Here is a 21,342-nt window from a genome sequence, read left to right on the forward strand (position 1 = left end):
GTTTCTCGGCTTAAATCTCTAATAAATCTCATAAGTCTCTTGTTTTCTTGACTTTTGTTTTAGCTTATTCTACTTTTTATTATGTGTAATTTATTTTACATAAGCACTTACTGAAGCTGCCTCCACTTACGCTTCTCAAGGGGGAGCTGTTGTATTCCAAAGAATACTCGAAGCGATCGCTTACCTTCAGCAAGGGCTTTGCCTAATTGCGATCGCTTCATTGACTGCTTTTAGTTGTCAAGCTATTGATTCGGAGAACTTGACGGTGAAGGCTCCGGCGTAGATACCGCTGATGGCTGGCTCTGTTGACGCTGGCTCTGCAAAGCATCTTGAGCAGATACCCCTTCACCTTCAGCACCAAAGTACCAGACCGCCGCCGCCGCCTCAGCCCTCGTTACAGGTTTTTTCGGCTGGAACAGCGTTGTATACCCAAAAACCCGCCGGATATTTGCCAATTCGCCATTTTGAAAATCGGCTAATACCGCCCGCAACGCCTTCGGCTCAGTTTTGCCTGCATCCTGAAATCCCCACGTTTGCTTCACCGCATCAACCGAAGCGGTGGGCAAAGTCTGGCGGGTATCTAGGGGCACTTTCCAGAGAATCAAGTTTTCGCGGGTAAGCGGTGCATCGGGGCGAAACAACACAGCGGTAGCATCACCCGTCAACCGACTGGGAATTAAACCCGCCTCCGCTAAACCTTGAATGGCAGGAAAATCAGGGTCGCTGCGGGGAATATCCTGGAAAGCCGGTTGGACATCTGTTGATGCTAAACGGATTTGCTTCCCCGGACTATTGGCATAAATCTGATTATTCGCAGCCACCAGCCAACGCGCATACTGGCGGCGGGTGATGGTTTTATTTGGCTCAAACTGTTCGCCTGCGGCTGAGTTACTCTTGGAACCACCAGAGTTGAGCGAAAGTACCCCCAATGCTGCCAGGTTTTCTACGTACTGACGTAATTCTTGGGGTGCTTTGTTGATATCTGTAAATACAGAGGGTTGAGAAGGAGACCCCGGCTTGTCGGTTGTTGCCTCAGTCGTTGGCTGAGTGGCGACTTCTGAGTTACTCGATGACGGTGCTGCTGCGCTGCCGTCGCGGACATACTGAATGGTAAATTGTGTGGTACTAGCTGCACTACTCGCTGGACTATTAGCAGCAGTCGCTGGAGTCGGCGAGGGTGTTGAGATAAAACTATTACTACCCGAACCTGACTGGATGGAAACGGTAACTTTCAGGTTATTCTGGCGAGCTACTAAAATATCTGTTGGAGGAACAGCACCCTCCTCAGTCTCAGTTGGCTGACTCACAATTTCCCAGTTATTCGATTGAAATTCCTTCTGGTAAAAGCTTTGGACAGAGTTGCTGGGGTCAGAAGTCGTCCAACGAAGGATCTGTCCTTGATTGGGATCGGGTGTTGGTGGCGTGACTTCTTGTAGCTGAGCCTCTGGATAGACGGGAATCTCTGATGGGAAATCAGAGGGGAGTGCAATAAGCGTTTCGTTCGGAGAGTTATTTTGAGATGGCAACCCAAACGCAGCCGGATTGTCCTTAAGTTTAGGGTCTGCTGCGAGCGATCGCTCCAGCGCTTCACTGTTGGTACTATTGGCGCAAGCACTTAAGGAAATCAGCAAGCAACCAATAAATCCGGTAAGTATAACAGGACGTTTAGACAACACAGGGCAAACTGGGAACACGTTTTACTTTCTACGCTAGCGCAGAAAGTAAAACGTGTTCCCAGTCAGTTCAATATCATTTTTTAGCACCTTGTCTAGATGTACCTTACCCAAACAAGGGGCGTTGCACATTGGACGGATGATAATTTCGCGCTCATACACTAAGTTTTTCTTTGCATATGAGCGCGAAATAAACCCGAAAATCAACGGCGCTTACGCAGTTTACTGCCCAATACCAGACCTACTACAGCGATACCAGCGATTCCAGAAGGTTCCGGTACATCCTTAAGATTTCCTTTCAGGACAACCCCATCATTACCGCACTCAATAAAAGTATTAGCAATGTAGTTACCGCCTTCAAACAGAGACTTGCTAAACTGGAACCCAATCGTCTGAGAACCACTTGCGGAGAATTTAGCGAAGTCAAGTCCAGCAGTACTCAATGCAGAGGCAGTGAGCATGGTAATGTCACCCACTTTTGTCCCTGAACCAATTACATTGAGAATGGAACCTTCCCCGAAGTATGCATAAGCATCCGTTTTGGTAGCCAAATCCGTGCCTTGAGTATTCTCCCGATCCCATCCAGAATTATAATATTGCTTCAAACTGCTATATCCGTCGTTTGTTGCAGTGACGCTAGCAGCTTGAACATTTTGGTAGACGCCAGTGCTGGAAACCATTGAATCATTAGTTGCTGCAAAGCGAATTCCAAACAAACTCTTTGCATCACTAGCAGCTTTAAAAGTTTTATCAGTGAAATTAAAGAATAAATCTCCCCAACCAATGTTTTTGTCAGCAGCGCCACTCGCGTAAGTTCCTGTCAAGGACGTACCACCAGTCAGAGCGACAAAAATGCTGTCACTGGTTTCCTTGATTGCTATCCCCTTAATCTCATAACCAGAACCACCAGAGCCATCATTAAAGGCATCAATTCCATAGTTCCAATCTTTGTAGATCGTTCCTGCGTTAGCCTGCTGCCCAGTTACAGATACCAAGCACAGAGCCGCCGCAGCGCCAGCCATTAAGGTTGCAAAATTACGCAATTTCATATTATGAAAGCTCCTTCTATTTACCCTAAATTAAATCCCCCTTAATTTGTAACAATAACCTTATGGATTGTCTCTAGATGATTTCTCGTAACTTTGAGATTTTGCGGAAATCCTAAAAGCAAGAAAATTTCATAAAGATGGATTCATTAAATCAGTACTTCTCTATAAAAATATAAAGGTAACTTTTTAGAGTCAGTAAACCTAGTTAAACTAGAACAAAAATAAGTTTTAAAGATTGAGAAATATTACACCCTCCTGAAATCCAATGGATCTAAACCAGAGGTCGCATGGTATCTTGGCTGAGAGCTGAAATAAACCAGACTATCTCTGTGGCTAACAACGCCAGATATTTTTAGTTGAAACTTCTATGGCATCTGAGGAAAAGGATTTAGCAGCCGTCAACGAATCTCCACAATTTGCTACCTCAAACTCGACCCAACTGGGACTTCCGTCTGAGATTCAGGCAGATGCTTCTTCCCAGGACGGAGTCAATCAAACTGGGGCAGTTGTTGCTGAGAAGACAAAACAGGGGCAACCCAAAGGCGTAGATTCCGGGGGAAATAAAGAAAAAAAGGCAGCAGGAGGGGGAATATGGGAACAATTAAGAGAAAACCTGCAAATTCTATTGATTGCCCTATGTTTAGCCCTTTTTATCCGAACCTTTGTTGCCGAACCCCGCTATATTCCCTCTGATTCTATGCTGCCGACCTTGCAAGTGGGCGATCGCTTGGTAGTGGAAAAAATCTCTTATCGCTTTCGGGCACCCCACTCAGGCGATATTGTCGTTTTTGACCCTCCCCAAAAATTGCAAATTCAAGGCTATGCGAAAGACCAAGCCTTTATTAAACGGGTGATTGGCACACCGAGTCACGTTGTTAAAGTTCAAAATGGTAAGGTCTACGTGGACGACTCGCCCCTCCAGGAAGACTACATCGCAGAACCCCCAGAATATCAGTGGGGACCAGCGCTAGTGCCTGAAGACCAGGTATTAGTCATGGGAGATAACCGTAATAACAGCAATGACTCCCACGTTTGGGGCTTCTTACCCCAAGAAAATATCATTGGTCGCGCCTTCTTCCGCTTCTGGCCTCTTAGCCGGATTAGCCGCACTTAAATCAAAGTTTTGAGTGATGAGTTTTATCTGTTTTCAATTCAAAACTGAAAACTCATCACTTTTCCCGATAACTTATTCAAAATCGCAAATAATGCATTAATTGGGCAGTTAGATTTCCAGGAAGCGATAGCCGTTGCTGGAAATCAACTAGGTTGCGGTACGACCCCGCAACGAGACGATTTTGCACTACTGCTACGGCGAGAACCGAGTCAATCAATGGAATTTTCATCAACTCTTCGACAGACGCCATATTCGGGTTGATGAGTTGCGGCGTTGCCAAACTAGAGTCGTCGTAGTAACAAAATCTAATCACTGCCTCTAGAGGTTTTAGCCGAGCGGGTGGCATTCCTAATGCTGCCGCAATATCCTCGATGCAGAAAAATTGAACGCCAGATCGAGCGAGGGAAACGAGCGATCGCGCTTGATGAATTGATAATCCCGGCAATCTCAGCCAATCGTCTACACTTGCCTGATTTGCATCAATTTTGATACCGAGTTCCGCTGCGATCGCAATTTCTTGAGTTGATTGCAGGCGGTAGTAGGGATCGTTCAAAATCCTGCCCCGAATTGACTGCAAATTCGGATTTAATCGAGCTGCGGGTGGTAGCCATTCAAACATTCCCATAAATGTCAAGCGATGCGATCGAGCCATTGACGGCGCTTTTGCTCAAATTCATATTCTGAGATCAGTCCCTCTTCCCGCAGGCTGTCCAGTTGGCGCAAGGCATCTGCGATCGCACCCACCCGATCGGGATCGACGCCGACGGAGGAGGCAGCCGGTTCCACGCCCAGATTAAAATTCCGGTCAAACTCATCCCCATCTTGGACTAAATACCAAAACCCTTCAATCGCGCTAGCAATCCGAGGAATCGGTGTCCCCCACGACAAGAGCAAATAAGCCAGACCCCATACCGGCTGTCCCATATAAAACTTGTGGAATCCAGCAACGGGTATCACTGCCCCCACCAACGCCAAGATAGCTGCAACTTTTCGATTTTTTGCCTTTGTTAACATGAACCGCACCACTCCATGACCCCTTGGCTCTTGCTTGCAGACTGATTTCCTGCTTCCTGAAGCTGCTGCCAAATTTTACTGCCAAATTTTCCGCAAAAAAGCTTAGGGAAAGCAGAGAATTTTCCTATCGAGACCATACTTGCGATGGAAGCAATTGTCTTCTTCCATAATATTGATTTTCTCCCTTGAGAAGGCTTGCAGATGCTGGGCGCTGATGATTAGTCAAAAACTGGATATGCTTTACTAAAAGCTTGTCAATGGTAGGCAGGTGATAAGATGCCATCTTGGACAATCGGTATTGCTATCTTACTCGGCTTGATTTTGCTGCTAGCTATTTTTTTCTGGCAGTTTCGCAACTTACAATCTTCAGCTAAACAATCATCCGTTAAGCAAAGTAAGCATCAGCGTCGCCAACCCACCATTAAGCTACAAAACAAGCTGCTGAGACTGTTGAGTGGGGATAGGGCAGCTGCGATGCGGCTAGTGGAGCGGGTAAAACAGAGGCATCCGGGTAAATCGGAGGAATGGTATTGGGAAAAAGCGATCGAGGATTTAGAGCGCGATCGCCGTTAATACGGAAAACCGAATATAACGGAAACATTGGGCTGCACTAAAATGATACTCAAAGCAGTAAACTTCTCCTTGGCGGGGAAGCCCATTAACGGGAAAAAGAAAAGGCTATGGGATTTTTTGATTCAGAAATTGTTCAGCAAGAAGCCAAGCAGCTATTTGAAGATTATCAATCCCTGATCCAACTGGGAAGCCACTACGGCAAATTCGATCTCGAAGGAAAAAAGATTTTCATTGAGCAAATGGAAGCCATGATGGATCGCTATCGCGTCTTTATGAAGCGATTCGAGCTATCTGATGACTTCATGGCTCAAATGACAGTACAGCAGCTACATACCCAGCTTGGTCAATTTGGCATCACTCCAGCTCAAATGTTTGACCAAATGAACCTCACCCTAGAGCGGATGAAATCCGAACTGTCCAAGCAACCCTAAAGATTTTGGATTTTGGATTCACTCCAAAATCCAAAATCTCAAATTATGAGCGGGGTCTCTCAAATTTGGAAGGTGATGGGAAGTATTGCACGGGTTCGCCAGACATAGCCGTTGACATAAAATCGCGCCAAATCGGAGCGGCGTACTGGCCCCCTGTAACACCACCGCCTAAGCTGCGGTTGTTATCCTTGCCAATCCAAACAGCCGTTGACATCTGCGGGACATAGCCCACAAACCAAACATCTTTCTCTAAAGAAGTCGTACCCGTCTTACCAGCCGCCGGACGACCTATCTGTGCAGCTTTCCCCGTACCGCCACTGATCACCCCTTGCAGCACTTGAGTCAGAGATGCAGTCGCCCACGGGTCTAACACCAGACGGGGTTTAGGAGTGTTATCGAGCAACACATTGCCTCGGCTGTCTGTTACCCGGACAATCAGCGTGGTATCAGAATGCCAGCCATTACTGGCAAACGTGGCATAGCCGCCAGCCATTTCCAACGGCGTCACACCAATCGCTCCCAGAGGCAAGGAAATCACCGGCTCAATTGGACTCTTAAAGCCAATCGTCCGCAAGGTTTCAATTACCTTATCCAGCCCCACAGACCGTCCGATTTTCACCGCAGGCACATTCGCAGAGACGACGAGAGCTTGGCGAATGCTCATCGCACCGGAGTAGCCACCGCCGTAGTTTCTAGGAGAGTAATAGCCCCCTCCATCTCGATAGCTGACTGGCGAATCGTAGACCGTGGAATAGGGCGAATATTTCCCAGTCGCGAACGCCGTATAGTAAACAAATGGTTTAAAGGCAGATCCTGGCTGGCGTAGCGATTGGGTTGCTCGATTAAACTTACTTTTTTTGTAATTAACCCCGCCGACCAACGCTTTCACAAAATGCGTCCGAGGATCGACTGCCACCAGAGCAATTTGGTTGTTATAAACTCCCCAACCCTGAAGTCTTCTATGCCAACGACTGACCTTTTGTTCCGCCATCCGCTGGAATTTGTAGTCGATGGTAGTTTGGACTCGCATTCCCCCTTTTAGCACTGCATCCGGGCCAAAGCGCTCTTTCAACTCAGCCACGACTGCATCTGTGATGTAAGGCAATTCGCTGGTTTGCCAAGAAGTCAGCTGACCCTTTTTAATGGTTAGCTTGCGGGCAGCTGCTTCCTCTTGGGCTGTAATCCACCCCAACTCTCTCATCCGACCCAACACCTGCGCTTGTCGCTGTTTGGCGAGCTTGTAGTTGGTGAAAGGGCTGTAGTCTTCTGGAGCCTGAATCATCCCTGCCAACATTGACGCCTCTGCCAAGTTGAGGTCGGCAGCTTTTTTGCCAAAGTAGCTTTCAGATGCGGTTTGGGCACCGTAATTGTTGTGACCCCAATACACCTGATTGAGGTACATTTCTAAAATTTGGTCTTTCTTAAAGATTTGCTCCAAACGAATTGCCAGCACAGCTTCAGCAATTTTGCGGCTAAAGGTACGCTTGCGAGAAAGAAATAGGTTTTTCACCAACTGCATGGTGATCGTTGAGCCGCCCTCAACAACCGAACCCTTCTGCCAGTTTGCTCGGACAGCACGACCAACGCTGTTGGGGTTGATGCCTTGGTGGAAGTAAAAGTGGCTATCTTCAATTGCGAGAACCGCCCGCTTCAGTTCAGGAGAAATTTGGTCAAGGGGGACGATTTCGCGATTGGCTTCGCCGTGGAGACTGGTGAGGTGCTTGCCCTTAACATCGTAGATGTAAGAAGTTTCAGTAGGCGCATAGCTGCGGAGAACGCGCACATCTGGCAGGTTACGGAAGCTAATTGCTAATCCAACCAGTCCACCAGCAGCTACCGAACTGGTAAGCATGGTGATGCCGAGGAGGGTTCCGCCCGTTGCTTTCCCGACTCCCTGCATGAACTTAAAAATCGGTGGGACTGGCTCTCGCGAGTGTTTGTCTTGAATAGTGCTAGACGACACGGGGATTTCACTTCCTCACTAAAAAATGTGGGACTTGGATGTTGTGCGACTGGATAGGGCTTTGCTGATTGAAATTACAAAGACTTTCCAGGGGCAGCCGGAGGGACGATTTTAAAATCTGTCCGGGAATGCGATCGGGAGGTTAGACCGGGGAGAAAACTGATCTGCTATAGCAGCATAAGTGCAGCCTGTTCCTAAAATTTTGAAATCGGGCATGGAGATTTTAACAATTTTTGCAAATTATACTAATCTGATTTGCCTTGAACTTGCATTAAATACAAATATAGTGATTAGTTACCATACCCGATTGAGTTTTGGCAAAGCATGACCGCTAGTGTATCATCGGCAAAAACGCCTCCAGAAGCCCTCAGTTGGCTCTATCGCGGCGTCAGCGAAATTTTTCCCAATCAGCCTGATTCTTCTGACCCGGCGGAGAATTTGGTTCAACGGTTAGCGCAGGCTGACCGACCTTTGCGGGTGAAGTATGGGATCGATCCGACAGGTGCAGAGATTCATCTCGGTCATACTATCCCCATGCGAAAGTTGCGATCGCTTCAGGATGCTGGTCACACGGCTGTTCTAATTCTGGGGGATTTTACGGCTCGGATTGGCGATCCAACGGGGAAGTCTGAGGTACGCCGCCAGCTGACAGCAGAGGAAGTGGCTCAAAATGCCCAGACGTATCTGGATCAGGTGCGCCCAATCCTGGATTTCGATACGCCGGGACGGTTGGAAATTCGTTACAACTCGGAGTGGCTGGGCAAACTGGATTTGGCAAAGATTCAGGAGTTACTCGCCACAATGACGGTGGGACAGATGCTGGCGAAGGAGGGGTTTGCTCTCCGTTTTGAACAAGAAAATCCGATTTATCTGCATGAGTTTCTCTACCCATTAATGCAGGGTTATGATTCTGTAGCGGTAGAAGCGGATGTGGAGTTGGGAGGAACCGATCAGAAATTTAATATTGCCGTGGGGCGAGATTTACAGCGGCATTTTGGTCAGAAGCCTCAGTTTGGGGTGTTGATGCCGATTTTGATCGGGACAGATGGCGTCCAGAAAATGTCGAAGTCTCTAGGCAATTATGTGGGGCTATCGGAACGCTCGACTCCGATGTATCAGAAGCTGGAAAAGATTCCAGATGAGCTGTTGGAGCAGTATTTTGAACTCCTGACGGATCTGCCTTTGGATCGGCTGCCAGAAACTCCGCGCGATCGCCAGCAAGAACTTGCGTTCGAGATTGTGAAGCAGTACCACGGTCAGCAAGCCGCGGAGGAAGCGAGGAAGGGAAAAACTGACGATGTACCGGAATTTTCGCTTTCGAGCGTGCAATTTCCGGCTAAGTTTTTCTACATTGTCAGTGCTAGCGGTCTGTGTAAAAGTAGTTCGGAAGCACGACAGCGAATACAAGAGGGTGGCGTGCGACTAGATGGCGATCGCGTTGACACGATCGATCTCGTCTTTGACACGCCCGAACAACTAGCCGGACGCATCCTGAGTGTGGGGAAAAAGCGATTTGTCCGCCTTGTAAGCTAAGGTGAGCGAGTGAATTGAAAAATTCACTCTGGTTGCCAAGTCGATTTTTTCAGCCTTACTCCTACCCGTGAACCCAAATCCTACTCGCCTAAAATCCCCTAAGTCAGTCACAGAGCGCATCATCGTGCCGCTAGATGTGCCGACAAAGGAAGCCGCGATCGCTCTCGTCGATCAATTGCCCCAAGTGTCATTCTGGAAGGTGGGGTTAGAGCTATTTGTCAGCAGTGGGCCGGAAATCTTAACGGCGCTCAAAGACCGGCAAAAGCGAATTTTTCTGGATCTGAAGTTTCACGATATCCCCAACACGGTTGTTGGGGCTTGTCGCGCCGCTGCCCGCTACGGGGTGGATTTAGTGACAATTCATGCAACTGCCGGTCGCGGTGCCTTGCAGGGGGCAGTAGCAGCGGCACAGGAGGGCGCACAGGAGGTAGGGGTGACACCCCCCAATTTAATTGCGATTACGCTGCTGACCAGTCTCACCTCGCGCCAGCTAGCCTTTGAACTAAAAATACCGCTAGAACTGCCAGAGTATGCCTTACAGATGGCGCTGCTAGCCAAAGAAGCAGGGCTGGCTGGGGCAGTTTGTTCCCCCCAAGAGGCAGACCAGCTGCGGCAGACTTGCGGCGATGATTTTCTGCTGGTGTGTCCGGGTGTGCGCCCCTCTTGGGCAGAAGCGGGAGATCAGAAGCGATCGCTCACCCCCACCCAAGCTTTCCAAGCAGGCGCTGATTACTTGGTAATCGGACGTCCGATTACCGCCGCCTCTGACCCTGTTGCGGCTTGGGCAAGAATTTGTGACGAGCTAACAGGGGTTTCATGAACTCAGGTCGAAAGCGTCAGTTGTTAGAAGTTAGGCGGTTACTTCTGATTTCTGGCTGTTCGCTGTTCGCTGCATTCAGCACTCAACCGGGACAAGGAAAGTCCGCCCCTGCACTCAACAGTAACAGGGTTTCTCTGCCCCGGCAGCTTTCTGCTTGCCCCAATAATTTAGAAAACCTCACACTTCTACTCCTGCGGGATTTACCCAGTTATGCGAATCGGGTCAATCAACGTGCTCGACGCCGCAGCAGAAAAGTTGATATTTCTTCTAGTTCGGTGATTATCGCTGGACGCCCGGAATTTGAGCCGCTTAGCTTGGGTCCCGGTCAATATACCCCAACCACTCCAGCCGAACTTGCCGCAGCCCCTAAGCAGCTATTCATTACCACTTTGGAGCGACAATATACGGCTGGCAAGGCAATTGAATTACAGCAGTATCACTGGCTATTTCTGGCTCAAACTGACAGCGGTTGGAGCCTAGCGCTCATGTTTTCCCGTACTGGCTCTTCTCTGGGAGGACGACCCCCTACACCGCCGCGCGATAGCAGTAATGGCATTATTGGTCAGGCAGTTCGGAATTGGTTGCAAGATTGCCGGGTAGGGAAAGTGCGATCGCTCTAAATCTCCGAACTCTCACGCATAAGAAGCGAGCATTTTTTTGACACTTCCGTAACTTCAAGGGGAATTCATCCATCTTTTACTTAAATGATGGTTAATTTCTAATCCGTCTCAGTAATTTTTTCTCAGTAATTTCATCATTATCTACAAGTTTTTACTTGAGTGCGTAATTGTAGCTTTTGAAAGTGCGATCGCTATCTATCTAAAGTCCTACTTTTATACGTAATTCCTTTTAATAAAACTTCTGTATCTCTAACAACATTTTCAAGGTATCCGAAATTTTACGCACAGCAAGAAGCATTCTAATTTTAATTTCCGTAGCTTCAAGGATGACTTAATTAATCTTTACTCTTAGGATGAAATAGTGCCGATTTCTGAAGGATTTAGCTAAAAGAACTAAATTATTTGAGAAAGTTGGCAGTTTAATTTAGATGAAATGGCGGAAAAGCAAAACTTTAGCTAAATGACTAAAGTTTTAGCTTAGACCTACATCGCTAAAGTTTGGGCTTAACGAGTTGCTGTGGATTGGGAGAATCTGTCACTGAAAACCTTCAACTAATACCTTTCAACAACGTTTCTACATGAGCACCTACCAGAGGATTAAAAGAATGAATTTTCAGCGTACATCAACTTTTCTATGCTTAGCCGTTGGAACAGCCTTCACGATTTCTAGTTCAGCGCAAGCTGCAAGCTTCCAAACCAACGTTAGCCAAAAAAGTAACCCTGAGGCAGATATTTGGCTTCAGTCGATTACTCAGAATAAAGTCACAATTGATAGTTTTAATCTGGTTAAAGAGGCTAAAATAATCTCCAATACTGCTATTACTCTCACTAGCAAGAAGGGAGAAACTGCCAATCCAGAAGCCGGTGGCTACAACAATAATACGGGGGCTGCTAGCACAGATAAAGGCGATAAAGCTAGTAAGCCAAACGGTGTTGAAGTATCTGGAATTAAGAACCCAACCAATACTGATATTGCTACTTATCTAGGTAACCAAAACCTCAACAACATTATTGATACTGAGGATAAAGGTTCCTTTAGTATCAACCTTTTCTTCAATAACCTAGTTCGTGCAGATAAGACAGGATTAGACAACCTCTTTTTCTGGGAACGAGGCAAGAACAGCGATCTAGGTATTCAAGCAATTGACAAAGCTGGCAACCTCATTGGTAATTTTCTAAAACTCAAGCGAACCGATCAGTTTGCCGCAGGTTATAGCATTGACACAATGGAAATTAGTGGAAGTCAAGCGGTTGGTTCTTGGGGAGTTAGCCTAGCGCAATTGGGAATTACTTCTCTAGCAGGTATCCGAGTGACAGCAGACGCGAGTTACAATGGCCCAGACTTTAAAGTAATGGCTAGAGAACAAAAAGTTCCTGAACCAGCCACGCTTGCTGGCTTGGGATTGGTAGCTGGATCGTTAATGACAATTCGTCGGCGTCGAAGCCGCAAAGCTAGCTAGGTTTTAGAGAAGATTTACGTTCATAAAGACTGAGTGAACATGAAAATGAGGGCTAGAAAGTGGATAACGTTTCTAGCCCTCGTTGTCTAGTTGCTGATACTAGAATTCGTCTGGAGCTACACCTACCATTATTGCTCCTGAAGGCAAAATACCCAGTTTCCTCCTCGAGGCCGGGTATCGAAACCACTAGCATCTGACAACTCTAATCGGATTACTATAGAGGCGCAAAAACTTAAACCTGATTTACCAGAAAATAAGAGAGAAAAGAGAAGCAAATTGCGGCTCATCTACTCCCCAAAAAAACGCGAACTGACAAGTCAGCGCTTCGCTATCGCTCTATTTCCTCACTTCACGCTAATTTCTATCTGAAGCAGAATCCCGCTTCAGCTTAGGAAAGCGGTAAAAGGTATCTCCATCAGCATCTACTTCTGGCAGCACCCCAAACATCTGCACCTGACGATCCAGGTATTCCTTCGCTAATGGGACATCTACTCTTGCTGCTGCTGTCAATTGAATGAGCGAAATACAACTATTTTGAGCTTCCAGCAATTGATAAAAAGCATTTTCTAGTTGCATCTGCTGCTGTCGTTGCTGGGAGGTACTGTAAACCAAAAAACCCGCCATCACACTGACAGTGATGACAAAAATTACCTCAATAATTGCCATAAATTTCCTAATTTTATAGCAGAGAGGGTGGGCGATCGCGCAATGCTGGCATTGCCGTCCCACCCACCCTATTAATAGCTCTTTATCGCCCTGTGATGTTTATGCGGCTTGCGGCGGAACTAAATTCTCCGCACCCTGGATTACCTTAGCGGAGACAATTTTGTCGCCTGCATCGAGTTTTTCCAGAACTTCTTTGCCTTTCGTTAAATAGCCAAAAACTGAATATCTCCCATCCAACAGGTTACGACCGGCTGGAGTTAGTTCTGGCTCAAACAGGAAGAAAAAGAACTGAGAAGAACCTCCGTTGGGTTCTGTTTCCGGACGAGCCATTGCTAAGGCACCGTAAGCTGAGAAAGGAAGCACGGGTAGGTCGAGGTAACGCCCCGCGTCTTCTAAGGTGATGCCATAGGTAGGTTCTTTGTCCCCTCTCGCCAGCACTTCTAACGGAACCGCCCGGTATTTGCCAGTTTCTGGGTCAATAAACCCCTGATCTGGGCCGGGAGGATCTCCCACTTGCAGCACGTAGGAGTCTTCGGCGCGGACAAATTCTAGCCCGTCATAGAAGCCACGCTGGACTAAATCCACAAAGTTACCCGCAGTCACGGGCGCACTGTAACCGTCTACTACTAGGGTCAGGGGGCCTTTCTCGGTTGTCATTTCTATGGTGGCGCGTCCCTTGAGTTGAGGCAGATTACTGTACGCTGAGGGCACCTCGAAGGGGAATCCCGGCACCATTAGCTCTTCTAGCTGACCCACGAGATCGAGAACGTTGCCCCGTTCCGCCTGAGTTTGGTCTTTATCTTTGGCTTCCACGGTTTCTCGAAGCTTCCCAAATTGTTCTTCCATCTTCGCAATTAGGGCTTCTGCTTGAGATTTTTGCGACGGAGAGACGCCCGCGAGCAAGTCGGAGGAGCGATCGCTTAAAATTCGAGATGCCTTGCTAACATCGCTGGCGATCGCACTCCAACGCTTACTTCGCAGTTGTATGGAAATATCTTCTAAATCGGCTTGCATTTCCCGCACTGCTTGATTGTCAATGGGTAGGGCATACCGTAACAAAGCTTTACCATCTGTGATGGCATTTCCCGATGGCAATCCACTATCACGGGCAGTTTTGCCAGAATCCCACCAAGCAGCGCTGAGTCCTGCTGAGAGTGTCATCATCAGCACTACTAAGACGCCTGTTAAAGCCAAGCGTTTGAACCAATCGAGCGTGGAACGGTTTGAATCAAGCATAAATTAATTCCTGCATGCTGCTTTCCCGACTGCGGTTGAAGCTTTCACGCTTACCAAAAACTCCATTTTTAATCTTGCCACACGGGTGTCCCGACCCAGCGACATTAGACGCAGCCGATCGATCTACGAGTAATAGGAAGAACCTCCGCTCGCGGTAAAATGAGGTGCCGATTGTTCTCCCCTAGATAAAGATTCATGATTTCGAGTAACGACTTTAGAACTGGCGTCACCATTGAATTAGATGGAGCTGTGTGGCGGGTAGTAGAATTTCTCCACGTTAAGCCAGGGAAAGGAGCTGCGTTTGTCCGCACTAAGCTAAAAAATGTGCAGTCAGGCTCCGTTGTGGAACGAACCTTCCGAGCCGCAGAAACGGTGCCCCAGGCAAATCTGGAAAAGCGCACGATGCAGCATACCTACAAAGAAGGCGACCAGTTCGTGTTTATGGACATGGAAACCTATGAAGAAGCAAGCCTGAATGCGGTTCAGATTGGCGATCGCGTAAAGTACCTTAAGGAAGGAATGGAAGTGAACGTCATCAGCTGGGGCGAGCAGATCATGGAAGTGGAACTGCCCAACTCCGTAGTGCTGGAAGTGACGCAAACCGATCCCGGTCTCAAAGGCGATACCGCCACTGGCGGCTCGAAACCCGCAATCGTGGAAACAGGTGCCCAGGTGATGGTTCCCCTGTTTATCACGGTGGGAGAGCGGATCAAGATTGATACCCGTACCGATACCTACCTGGGTCGAGAATAATGCAAAAGTTTTTAGTCAGTGGTCAGGGGTCAGCGGTACAGAAGAAACAACCAACAACCAACAACTGACACTGACCTTGAGACGAGATTTACTCTTGTCTCTACCAAGCAACAATTAATCCCTGACTACTGACATCCTTTTTCTCATGTCCATAGACTTCAACGATCTCCGTGAACTGCTGGCAGCGATCGCGCAAACCGATATTACAGAGTTGACACTCAAAAGCGCTGATTTTGAACTCACCGTGCGGAAAGATCCGCGCGGGGGTTTGCCGGTCTTGCCACCCGCCCTGGCAGGGAGTGGGAGTCCCGAAGTCTCGGCTCCCCCCTCCCAGGCATCTCCGTCCATGCCGTCCAGCCCGAACTTAGAGGCGGTGCCACGAACTGCCCCGCCGACCGCTGCTGGTTCTCCCATTGATAGAAGACTCGAAGATGTCAAATCACCGATGGTGGGGACGTTTTATCGCGCTCCCTCACCGGATGATTCTCCATTTGTGGAAGTGGGCGATCGCATCCGTACCGGACAAACCGTCTGCATCATTGAGGCAATGAAGCTGATGAATGAAATTGAAGCCGAGGTGTCCGGTACGGTGATAGAAGTTTTGGTTCAAAACGGCGAACCTGTTGAGTATGGTCAACCGCTGATGCGGATTAACCCCGAATAACTTTAGCGTTTGTAAACGTTGCGCGGAGGCATCTGCCATGAATCGTCCAAAAAGTTTATTTCCAAAATTTTTCTATTTTTGGAGTAAGCTTTTTTGTATAATTTAATTGTCTAAAAAATTCCTTCTAAATAATGGAAATATCGATTAATTTTGCTAAATACGCATATTTCCATTATTTAATTCTACGAAGTTTCCTTTAAGAAATCGTATCTAAAGTTACCCGATTTACAATATTAATCAACAAAAGAAATTTAACAATTACTAAATAGTTATTAACCAAAAAACATCATATATAATCAGGATGAACTATCATTTCTGGTTAGTCTCATGCGACAAGCTTTGTCTGTACCACCAGAAGTTGTACAACAACTTGCAGAGTATTTCAGCATCTTGAGCGAACCAATGCGGTTGCGGATTTTGAACTTCCTGCGCGACGACGAGAAATGCGTACAAGAATTGGTTGAGGCAACACAAACCAGTCAGGCTAACGTTTCTAAGCATTTAAAAGTGATGCTGCAAGCCGGTATCCTGAGTCGCCGCAGCGAAGGGACATCGGCTTATTACAAAGTGGAAGATGAGTTGATTTTTGAATTATGTAACTTAGTTTGCGATCGCCTTGCCGCTCGGATTGAACAGCAAGCCCGTCACTTCCGTGACTTTAGCTTAAGCGCGAGAAAGTAAACAAAGCCCTATAAATCAAAATTTTTCTCAAAGTTTTGGCGAGTCAGAGGCTGATTGAGTTCCAACCCTTCACCGCCCAAAACTTCCAACCTTTTTCCCTCTACATCAATCCAAACATTGGTATTGGGATTGATACTGGTGGCTGTATAGAGGATTTGCGCCACGCGACCTGTCATCGAGGCACTACCGCCACCAGCAGTAAATTCTTGGGACAAATCTACGTGAACACCATCCTCCCGAACATCCAGATTTCGTAGCTGCGTTCCCTTGGGAATGGTGCTGCTGTAAGCCGGATCGTTCGGGCCTGCCAACAAACGATTGAACGCACCTTCTAGAATGTTCTCAGACTTAACTCCTGCCTGTATTTTGACCGGAGCGGACACCACCTCAATCTTGCTACCACTACTCTTGAGCCAGTAGACTTGAACCGTCTTCTGACTAGATAGTTGCTGAGCGGACGGCTGCACAGAGGGTTGCACAGATGGCTGCACAGACGCCTGAGGCGAAGTAGTCGGTTGGATAGCCGTAGAAACTGACGGTGTTGGTGAAGAGTCTCTATTTGCTGCCTGTTGTTCCCCTGGGCTACAAGCCGCCAAAGCCATCGCCAAAACACTAACGGCGATGCCAATCCCGATTCGACGGCCTGGTTGTTGAATTTTCATATCAATTTCCCTCCTTAAAATTTATTTGGATGCTGGTGAGGAGGTTTTGTTGAGGAATACAGTGAAGACGAGCGCTGCTCCGGATAATTCTAACGCGGTGTAGATGCAGAAGCGGTGTCTGGCTTTTCTACTCTGACAAATGCAGCTAACTCTAGTTGTTCCTGATTTAAATCTAATTTTAGGAGTCGGGCAGCAATCCCTCTATCTTCCAAGGTGCGGAGATCTAAGCGGCTATTGAGACCGGACACGAAGGACGCAAGCAAGAGGGGCGGCACTGGCATCCCATTGACTAAGACATTTGGCTCGATTAATTGCAACTGATGCTCAGCCACGATACCCAGCCCTGATTCCACCGAGACAACCAGTTTATCTGCATTTCCCGGCTCCTGCAATTCCAACTGGAAACGCAGCCGGTTATCTCCCAGAAATTCCACTTGAGGATTGACAAACTCATAGCGCTGAACCAGCATATCAGCGTTGCTGCCAAGAATGCGGCTTCCCAGTTTACGCAATTGAGCGCTGACGGCGGGTGACTGTAAAGCTTGATTGATGTCTTGCTGGGTAATCACCAAACGTACCCCAGCTTGTAAAGGTTCCTTCAACAATTCGGTCGGTCGCACTCTCTTCTGCCGGAGACGCGCCACATCCAGGTTAATGGGGTCGGTTTCCATTTCCAGCTCTGCAATCCGGAATTCTGGCGTTACCCACAACCCTCGCCCCCCAATCCGCACTCGCTCAACTTTTCCTTGCACAATTTGGAAATTTGGAGCATTGTCAACGCGGACTTGCAACTGCTCCACTTTACCAAACTGGGAACGAATGGCATTTTCAGCGATGCGGTCGATGGCTAAATTTGCGGGGGAAACGAGAGCAAGCAAACCAGATAGAAAAATTGCTATAAATTCCATAGTTCTCGCTTAAATTTTCTGGCGCACAATGACGCGATTTTCTGAAATTTCGCGCACAGACGCAAAGTTTTTAGGAGTGATAAAAGTGATAAAAGCGCCTTGGCATCAAATGCTCGTCCAAAAGTTTTTTGAAGCGTAAAGGCACAAAGACACAGAATGAGAACCTCGTGTCTTTGTGCCTTTGGGGTGAATTGTTATTGATTTAAAGCAGCATCAATCCGCTGCTTTAAAGTGGTCGCGACTTCCTCCACAGGAATTTCCTGGGATTTGCGAGTCGCCCGTTCGACAACTTCCACTTTACCGCTATTGAGCGATCGCCCGGTTACGATGCGATAGGGTATGCCAATTAAATCGGCATCTTTGAACTTTACTCCCGCTCGTTCATCGCGATCATCTAAAAGCGTTTCGATTCCTGCTTGATTCAACTGGGTGTATAGTTTTTCGGCAACTTCCACTTGTTGGGCGTCGCTGGTATTGGGAACTGAGATGATGACGTGATAGGGCGCGATCGCAACAGGCCAGCTAATTCCATCTTTGTCATAAGATTGTTCTACGGCTGCCTGGGCTAACCGCGAAACTCCAAGACCATAACAACCCATTATTAGGGGAATTTCCTCACCTTGTTCGCTGGTGTAAGTGGCTCCCATTGCTTGAGAATACTTGTTACCTAGCTGGAAAATGTGCCCCACTTCAATGCCACGGGCAGTACGGAGTGTTTGAGCGGGATCGTGAGTTGCGCGATCGCCCGGTCGTGCCTTGCGGATATCTACGACCCCTTCTGGTAACTTAAACTGCTCGCCCCAATTAGCACCGACAACATGGTATTCCAAGTCGTTAGAACCTGTGACGAAGTTTTTTAGCTCGACCGCAGTTTTATCGACAAACCGCAAAAACCGGGGAGCTAAATTTTTCGCCGAACAGATGTAATCGTCTGCAATGTCGGGAGCGATATAGCCCAAAGGTAGAGGTCTCGTCGCCCATAGTTGCTGAAGCGCCGCCGCTGGAACCTCTACAGATAGCACCGTTTTGGCTTGATATTCCGGTGCCAATTTTGTCAGAGCATTGTGCAACTTTACTTCATTAACTTCTTGGTCGCCTCGGATACTAATCAGTACCAGCACCGTCAAGCCGTTGTCATAAACTGCCTGGTAGAGGACGTTTTTCACCACTTGAGTCGGCGAACACTTGAGGAATCTACAGAGTTTATCAATGGTATCGGCGTCCGGCGTCTTCCGCTTCTCATAAGTCTTAAACGGAGATGGTTCGATGTCAGCAGGTAAAGAAACCGCTTTTTCCACATTGGCGGCGTACTTGCCATCTTCGGTGTAGAGAACTTCATCTTCCCCAGCTTCAGCCAGTACCATAAATTCTTGAGAACCAGACCCCCCAATCGCACCTGAATCAGCTTCTACAGCACGGAAAGCTAAACCCGTCCGGCTTAACATCTTGCTGTAAGCATGGTGCATATCCTGATAAGTTTTTTTCAAGCTTTCTTCATCGACGTGGAACGAATAGCCATCCTTCATGATGAATTCCCGTCCTCGCATCAAACCAAATCTGGGGCGAATTTCATCCCGAAACTTAGTTTGAATTTGGTAGAGGTGCAGAGGCAACTGGCGGTAGGAGCGAATCATATCACGAGCGATCGCTGTAATCACTTCCTCATGCGTTGGCCCCAGCCCCAGTTCCTGCTCTCGGCGGTCTGTCAGGGCGAACATGATCCCTTCAGCTTTGGTATAAGTATCCCAGCGCCCCGACTGCTGCCACAATTCAGCGGGTTGTAGTTGCGGGAGTAGACACTCTTGTGCGCCGGTTGCATTCATCTCTTCCCGCACAATCTGAGAGATTTTTTGCAACACCCGCCACATGAAGGGTAAATAGGCGTAGATACCGCTCCCGATGCGACGAATGTAGCCTGCACGGAGCAGTAATTTATGGCTGGGGATTTCCGCTTCCGCCGGTTCTTCCCGCAGAGTGACAAAAAACATTTGTGACAGTCGCATCGCTGGTTCCCTCTACAGATTGGATAATCGATATCTCAGTTAAGTCTAGAATGTCCACAAGTTCACAAGAAAACCACTTTGCCCGATTTAATGAGTGCGGCTCAGCCTCCTCTAGAATTTATTCCACCGGCGCTCAACCCCCTGGTTTTACGAGCCGCCCAACAAGTGCTACCTGGCTGCATACGTTCCCAAACAGCGATTACCCAAATTCAAGCAGAAAACGTTGAGATTTTAGTCGATTTATATCGCCAATTTCAGGATGGGAAGATCCGCTTTATGATGGCATTTCGCCATCCCAGAGTTGAAGATCCGCTGTGCATGAGCTATCTGCTTTGGAAATTAGTACCGCGGCTGGCACGAGAAAAGGGTATCTCACTACAGCACCCGATTCATGCCCACTTTCTTTATGACCGAGGGATTCCTTTATGGGCGGGAGCGCACATGGGCTGGCTCTATTCTCGCTTAGGTGGTACCCCTATCCATCGCGGTAAGGCAGACTGGACGGGATTGCGTTCGGCTCGTGACCTATTTGCCAACGCTCGGTTTCCGATAACCGCTTCCCCAGAAGGAGCCACCAATGGTCACAATGAGATTATCAGCCCTCTAGAACCCGGAATCGCACAATTAGGCTTTTGGTGTGCTGAAGATTTGCAGAAGGCTGGACGAGGGGAGCAAGTTTTAATTGTGCCAGTGGGGATTAAATACCGTTACGTCGAAGCTCCCTGGAAAGAGATAGAAAAGCTTTTAGGCGAATTGGAAGTAGCGAGCGGTTTGCCAGAAGGAAAGTTGAAGGGTGAATTGAAAGGCGAATTACAGGGTGAAAGTTTAAATCCATCTGCTAACCTGCAACCTTTTCAAGCTTCTCTCTATCAGCGACTGTGTCGTTTAGGCGAACATTTACTGTCTGTAATGGAGGAGTTTTACACTCGGTTTTATCATCAAAATTTGCCGACTGTAGAAGCATCGCCCAGCAATGCGAATGAAGCTTTGGCGATTCGACTTCAAGCACTACTGAATGTGGCGTTAAAAGTGGCAGAGGAGTATTTTAACCTGCCATCCAAGGGAAGCGTAATTGACCGTTGTCGTCGTCTAGAGGCGGCTGGCTGGAATTATATCTATCGGGAAGACCTGAAGAATATTAAAGCGCTGTCTCCCCTAGAACGCGGATTGGCGAATCGAATTGCTGAGGAAGCCAGCCTTCGGATATGGCATATGCGGTTGGTAGAAACTTTTGTAGCCGTAACTGGACAATATGTTCTAGAAAAACCAACCGTAGAGCGTTTTGCCGAGACTACCTTACTTTTATGGGATATGGTAACTCGAATCAAAGGCAGCAATCCCTTCCAGCGTCCTCGATTAGGTAAGCAACGGGTAGAGATGAGTGTAGGGCAACCCATCTCGGTTTCAGAACGCTACCCAGTCTATCAGGCAAATCGCCACGGTGCGAGACTTGCAGTAACTGATTTGACTAAAGATTTGCAACACGCGATGGAAGGTTTGATTGCTTCGGCTGGATGAA

21 protein-coding genes are annotated in these 21,342 nt (G+C 47.8%); 11 read left to right on the plus strand and 10 right to left on the minus strand.

All coding sequences use genetic code 11. The features are described from left to right. Nucleotides 1-242: 242 nt before the first annotated feature. Nucleotides 243-1,676 carry an S-layer homology domain-containing protein gene (locus NDA06_RS18340; RefSeq protein ID WP_190985931.1) on the minus strand — a complete coding sequence of 478 codons (1,434 nt, stop codon included), beginning with the start codon at nucleotides 1,674-1,676 and terminating at the stop codon, nucleotides 243-245. Nucleotides 1,677-1,876: 200 nt separating this feature from the next. Further along, nucleotides 1,877-2,722, minus strand: a complete 846-nt coding sequence (locus tag NDA06_RS18345; protein ID WP_190410549.1) for an XDD3 family exosortase-dependent surface protein — start codon at nucleotides 2,720-2,722, stop codon at nucleotides 1,877-1,879. 589 nt (nucleotides 2,723-3,311) lie between these two features. Between NDA06_RS18345 and lepB the strand changes: the two genes are divergently transcribed. Continuing rightward, nucleotides 3,312-3,836 carry a signal peptidase I gene (gene lepB, locus NDA06_RS18350; RefSeq protein WP_347277033.1) on the plus strand — a complete coding sequence of 175 codons (525 nt, stop codon included), beginning with the start codon at nucleotides 3,312-3,314 and terminating at the stop codon, nucleotides 3,834-3,836. A gap of 76 nt (nucleotides 3,837-3,912) precedes the next feature. On the opposite strand, the gene NDA06_RS18355 is transcribed toward lepB, so the two are convergent. Both NDA06_RS18355 and NDA06_RS18360 read right to left on the minus strand, forming a co-directional pair. After that, the gene (locus tag NDA06_RS18355; protein WP_190985950.1) at nucleotides 3,913-4,455 is read right to left on the minus strand and encodes a helix-hairpin-helix domain-containing protein; all 543 of its coding nucleotides are present in this window, start codon (nucleotides 4,453-4,455) and stop codon (nucleotides 3,913-3,915) included. Between the two features lie 11 nt (nucleotides 4,456-4,466). Next, entirely contained in the window at nucleotides 4,467-4,850 is a 384-nt protein-coding gene (locus NDA06_RS18360) for an NINE protein (RefSeq protein ID WP_190534968.1), read from the minus strand. Nucleotides 4,851-5,126: 276 nt separating this feature from the next. Between NDA06_RS18360 and NDA06_RS18365 the strand changes: the two genes are divergently transcribed. Both NDA06_RS18365 and NDA06_RS18370 read left to right on the plus strand, forming a co-directional pair. Further along, nucleotides 5,127-5,423 carry a hypothetical protein gene (locus NDA06_RS18365; RefSeq protein WP_190534971.1) on the plus strand — a complete coding sequence of 99 codons (297 nt, stop codon included), beginning with the start codon at nucleotides 5,127-5,129 and terminating at the stop codon, nucleotides 5,421-5,423. Between the two features lie 107 nt (nucleotides 5,424-5,530). Beyond that, nucleotides 5,531-5,854 (plus strand): DUF1825 family protein, encoded by a 324-nt coding sequence (locus tag NDA06_RS18370; protein WP_190410546.1) that lies wholly within the window; start codon nucleotides 5,531-5,533, stop codon nucleotides 5,852-5,854. 43 nt (nucleotides 5,855-5,897) lie between these two features. On the opposite strand, the gene NDA06_RS18375 is transcribed toward NDA06_RS18370, so the two are convergent. Then, complete coding sequence (locus NDA06_RS18375; RefSeq protein ID WP_348251801.1) at nucleotides 5,898-7,817, minus strand: penicillin-binding protein 1A; 1,920 nt, start codon at nucleotides 7,815-7,817, stop codon at nucleotides 5,898-5,900. Between the two features lie 324 nt (nucleotides 7,818-8,141). Here NDA06_RS18375 and tyrS point away from each other — a divergent pair, with 324 nt between their 5' ends. The 4 genes from tyrS to NDA06_RS18395 all read left to right on the plus strand — a co-directional run bounded on the left by tyrS (nucleotide 8,142) and on the right by NDA06_RS18395 (nucleotide 12,250). After that, complete coding sequence (gene tyrS, locus NDA06_RS18380) at nucleotides 8,142-9,350, plus strand: tyrosine--tRNA ligase (RefSeq protein ID WP_190436661.1); 1,209 nt, start codon at nucleotides 8,142-8,144, stop codon at nucleotides 9,348-9,350. Nucleotides 9,351-9,417: 67 nt separating this feature from the next. Next, nucleotides 9,418-10,170, plus strand: a complete 753-nt coding sequence (gene pyrF, locus NDA06_RS18385) for an orotidine-5'-phosphate decarboxylase (RefSeq protein ID WP_190534977.1) — start codon at nucleotides 9,418-9,420, stop codon at nucleotides 10,168-10,170. Further along, nucleotides 10,167-10,790, plus strand: a complete 624-nt coding sequence (locus tag NDA06_RS18390) for a hypothetical protein (RefSeq protein ID WP_199324090.1) — start codon at nucleotides 10,167-10,169, stop codon at nucleotides 10,788-10,790. Before pyrF ends, NDA06_RS18390 begins: the two co-directional genes overlap by 4 nt. Nucleotides 10,791-11,395: 605 nt before the next feature. Further along, nucleotides 11,396-12,250 (plus strand): exosortase-dependent surface protein XDP2, encoded by an 855-nt coding sequence (locus NDA06_RS18395; RefSeq protein ID WP_190985933.1) that lies wholly within the window; start codon nucleotides 11,396-11,398, stop codon nucleotides 12,248-12,250. A 354-nt stretch (nucleotides 12,251-12,604) separates the two neighbouring features. On the opposite strand, the gene NDA06_RS18400 is transcribed toward NDA06_RS18395, so the two are convergent. Together NDA06_RS18400 and NDA06_RS18405 are read right to left on the minus strand one after the other, a co-directional pair. Further along, complete coding sequence (locus NDA06_RS18400) at nucleotides 12,605-12,916, minus strand: hypothetical protein (protein ID WP_190530198.1); 312 nt, start codon at nucleotides 12,914-12,916, stop codon at nucleotides 12,605-12,607. 99 nt (nucleotides 12,917-13,015) lie between these two features. Further along, a complete protein-coding gene (locus NDA06_RS18405) occupies nucleotides 13,016-14,152 on the minus strand; it encodes a peptidylprolyl isomerase (protein ID WP_190985934.1) in 1,137 nt (378 codons plus the stop codon). A 195-nt stretch (nucleotides 14,153-14,347) separates the two neighbouring features. On the opposite strand from NDA06_RS18405, the gene efp reads away from it, so the two are divergent. The 3 genes from efp (at nucleotide 14,348) to NDA06_RS18420 (ending at nucleotide 16,250) form a co-directional block, all read left to right on the plus strand. After that, nucleotides 14,348-14,905 carry an elongation factor P gene (gene efp / locus NDA06_RS18410; protein WP_190410539.1) on the plus strand — a complete coding sequence of 186 codons (558 nt, stop codon included), beginning with the start codon at nucleotides 14,348-14,350 and terminating at the stop codon, nucleotides 14,903-14,905. A 145-nt stretch (nucleotides 14,906-15,050) separates the two neighbouring features. Further along, entirely contained in the window at nucleotides 15,051-15,569 is a 519-nt protein-coding gene (accB, locus tag NDA06_RS18415; protein WP_190534991.1) for an acetyl-CoA carboxylase biotin carboxyl carrier protein, read from the plus strand. Between the two features lie 327 nt (nucleotides 15,570-15,896). After that, nucleotides 15,897-16,250, plus strand: coding sequence for a metalloregulator ArsR/SmtB family transcription factor (locus tag NDA06_RS18420; RefSeq protein ID WP_190410537.1), 354 nt, complete (start codon nucleotides 15,897-15,899; stop codon nucleotides 16,248-16,250). Nucleotides 16,251-16,258: 8 nt separating this feature from the next. Here NDA06_RS18420 and NDA06_RS18425 read toward each other — a convergent pair whose 3' ends face one another. The 3 genes from NDA06_RS18425 to NDA06_RS18435 form a co-directional block, all read right to left on the minus strand. Further along, on the minus strand, nucleotides 16,259-16,912 hold the full coding sequence (locus tag NDA06_RS18425) for a GerMN domain-containing protein (protein WP_190429006.1): 654 nt from the start codon (nucleotides 16,910-16,912) through the stop codon (nucleotides 16,259-16,261). Nucleotides 16,913-17,001: 89 nt separating this feature from the next. Further along, a complete protein-coding gene (locus NDA06_RS18430) occupies nucleotides 17,002-17,820 on the minus strand; it encodes a DUF2993 domain-containing protein (RefSeq protein WP_190985935.1) in 819 nt (272 codons plus the stop codon). A 194-nt stretch (nucleotides 17,821-18,014) separates the two neighbouring features. Continuing rightward, entirely contained in the window at nucleotides 18,015-19,823 is a 1,809-nt protein-coding gene (locus NDA06_RS18435; protein WP_190985936.1) for a proline--tRNA ligase, read from the minus strand. 78 nt (nucleotides 19,824-19,901) lie between these two features. On the opposite strand from NDA06_RS18435, the gene NDA06_RS18440 reads away from it, so the two are divergent. Next, nucleotides 19,902-21,341 carry a 1-acyl-sn-glycerol-3-phosphate acyltransferase gene (locus NDA06_RS18440; RefSeq protein WP_190985937.1) on the plus strand — a complete coding sequence of 480 codons (1,440 nt, stop codon included), beginning with the start codon at nucleotides 19,902-19,904 and terminating at the stop codon, nucleotides 21,339-21,341. Nucleotide 21,342: the final 1 nt, after the last annotated feature.

This window comes from Trichocoleus sp. ST-U1 (genome assembly GCF_039961835.1).
Lineage (GTDB): Bacteria > Cyanobacteriota > Cyanobacteriia > Cyanobacteriales > FACHB-T130 > FACHB-T130.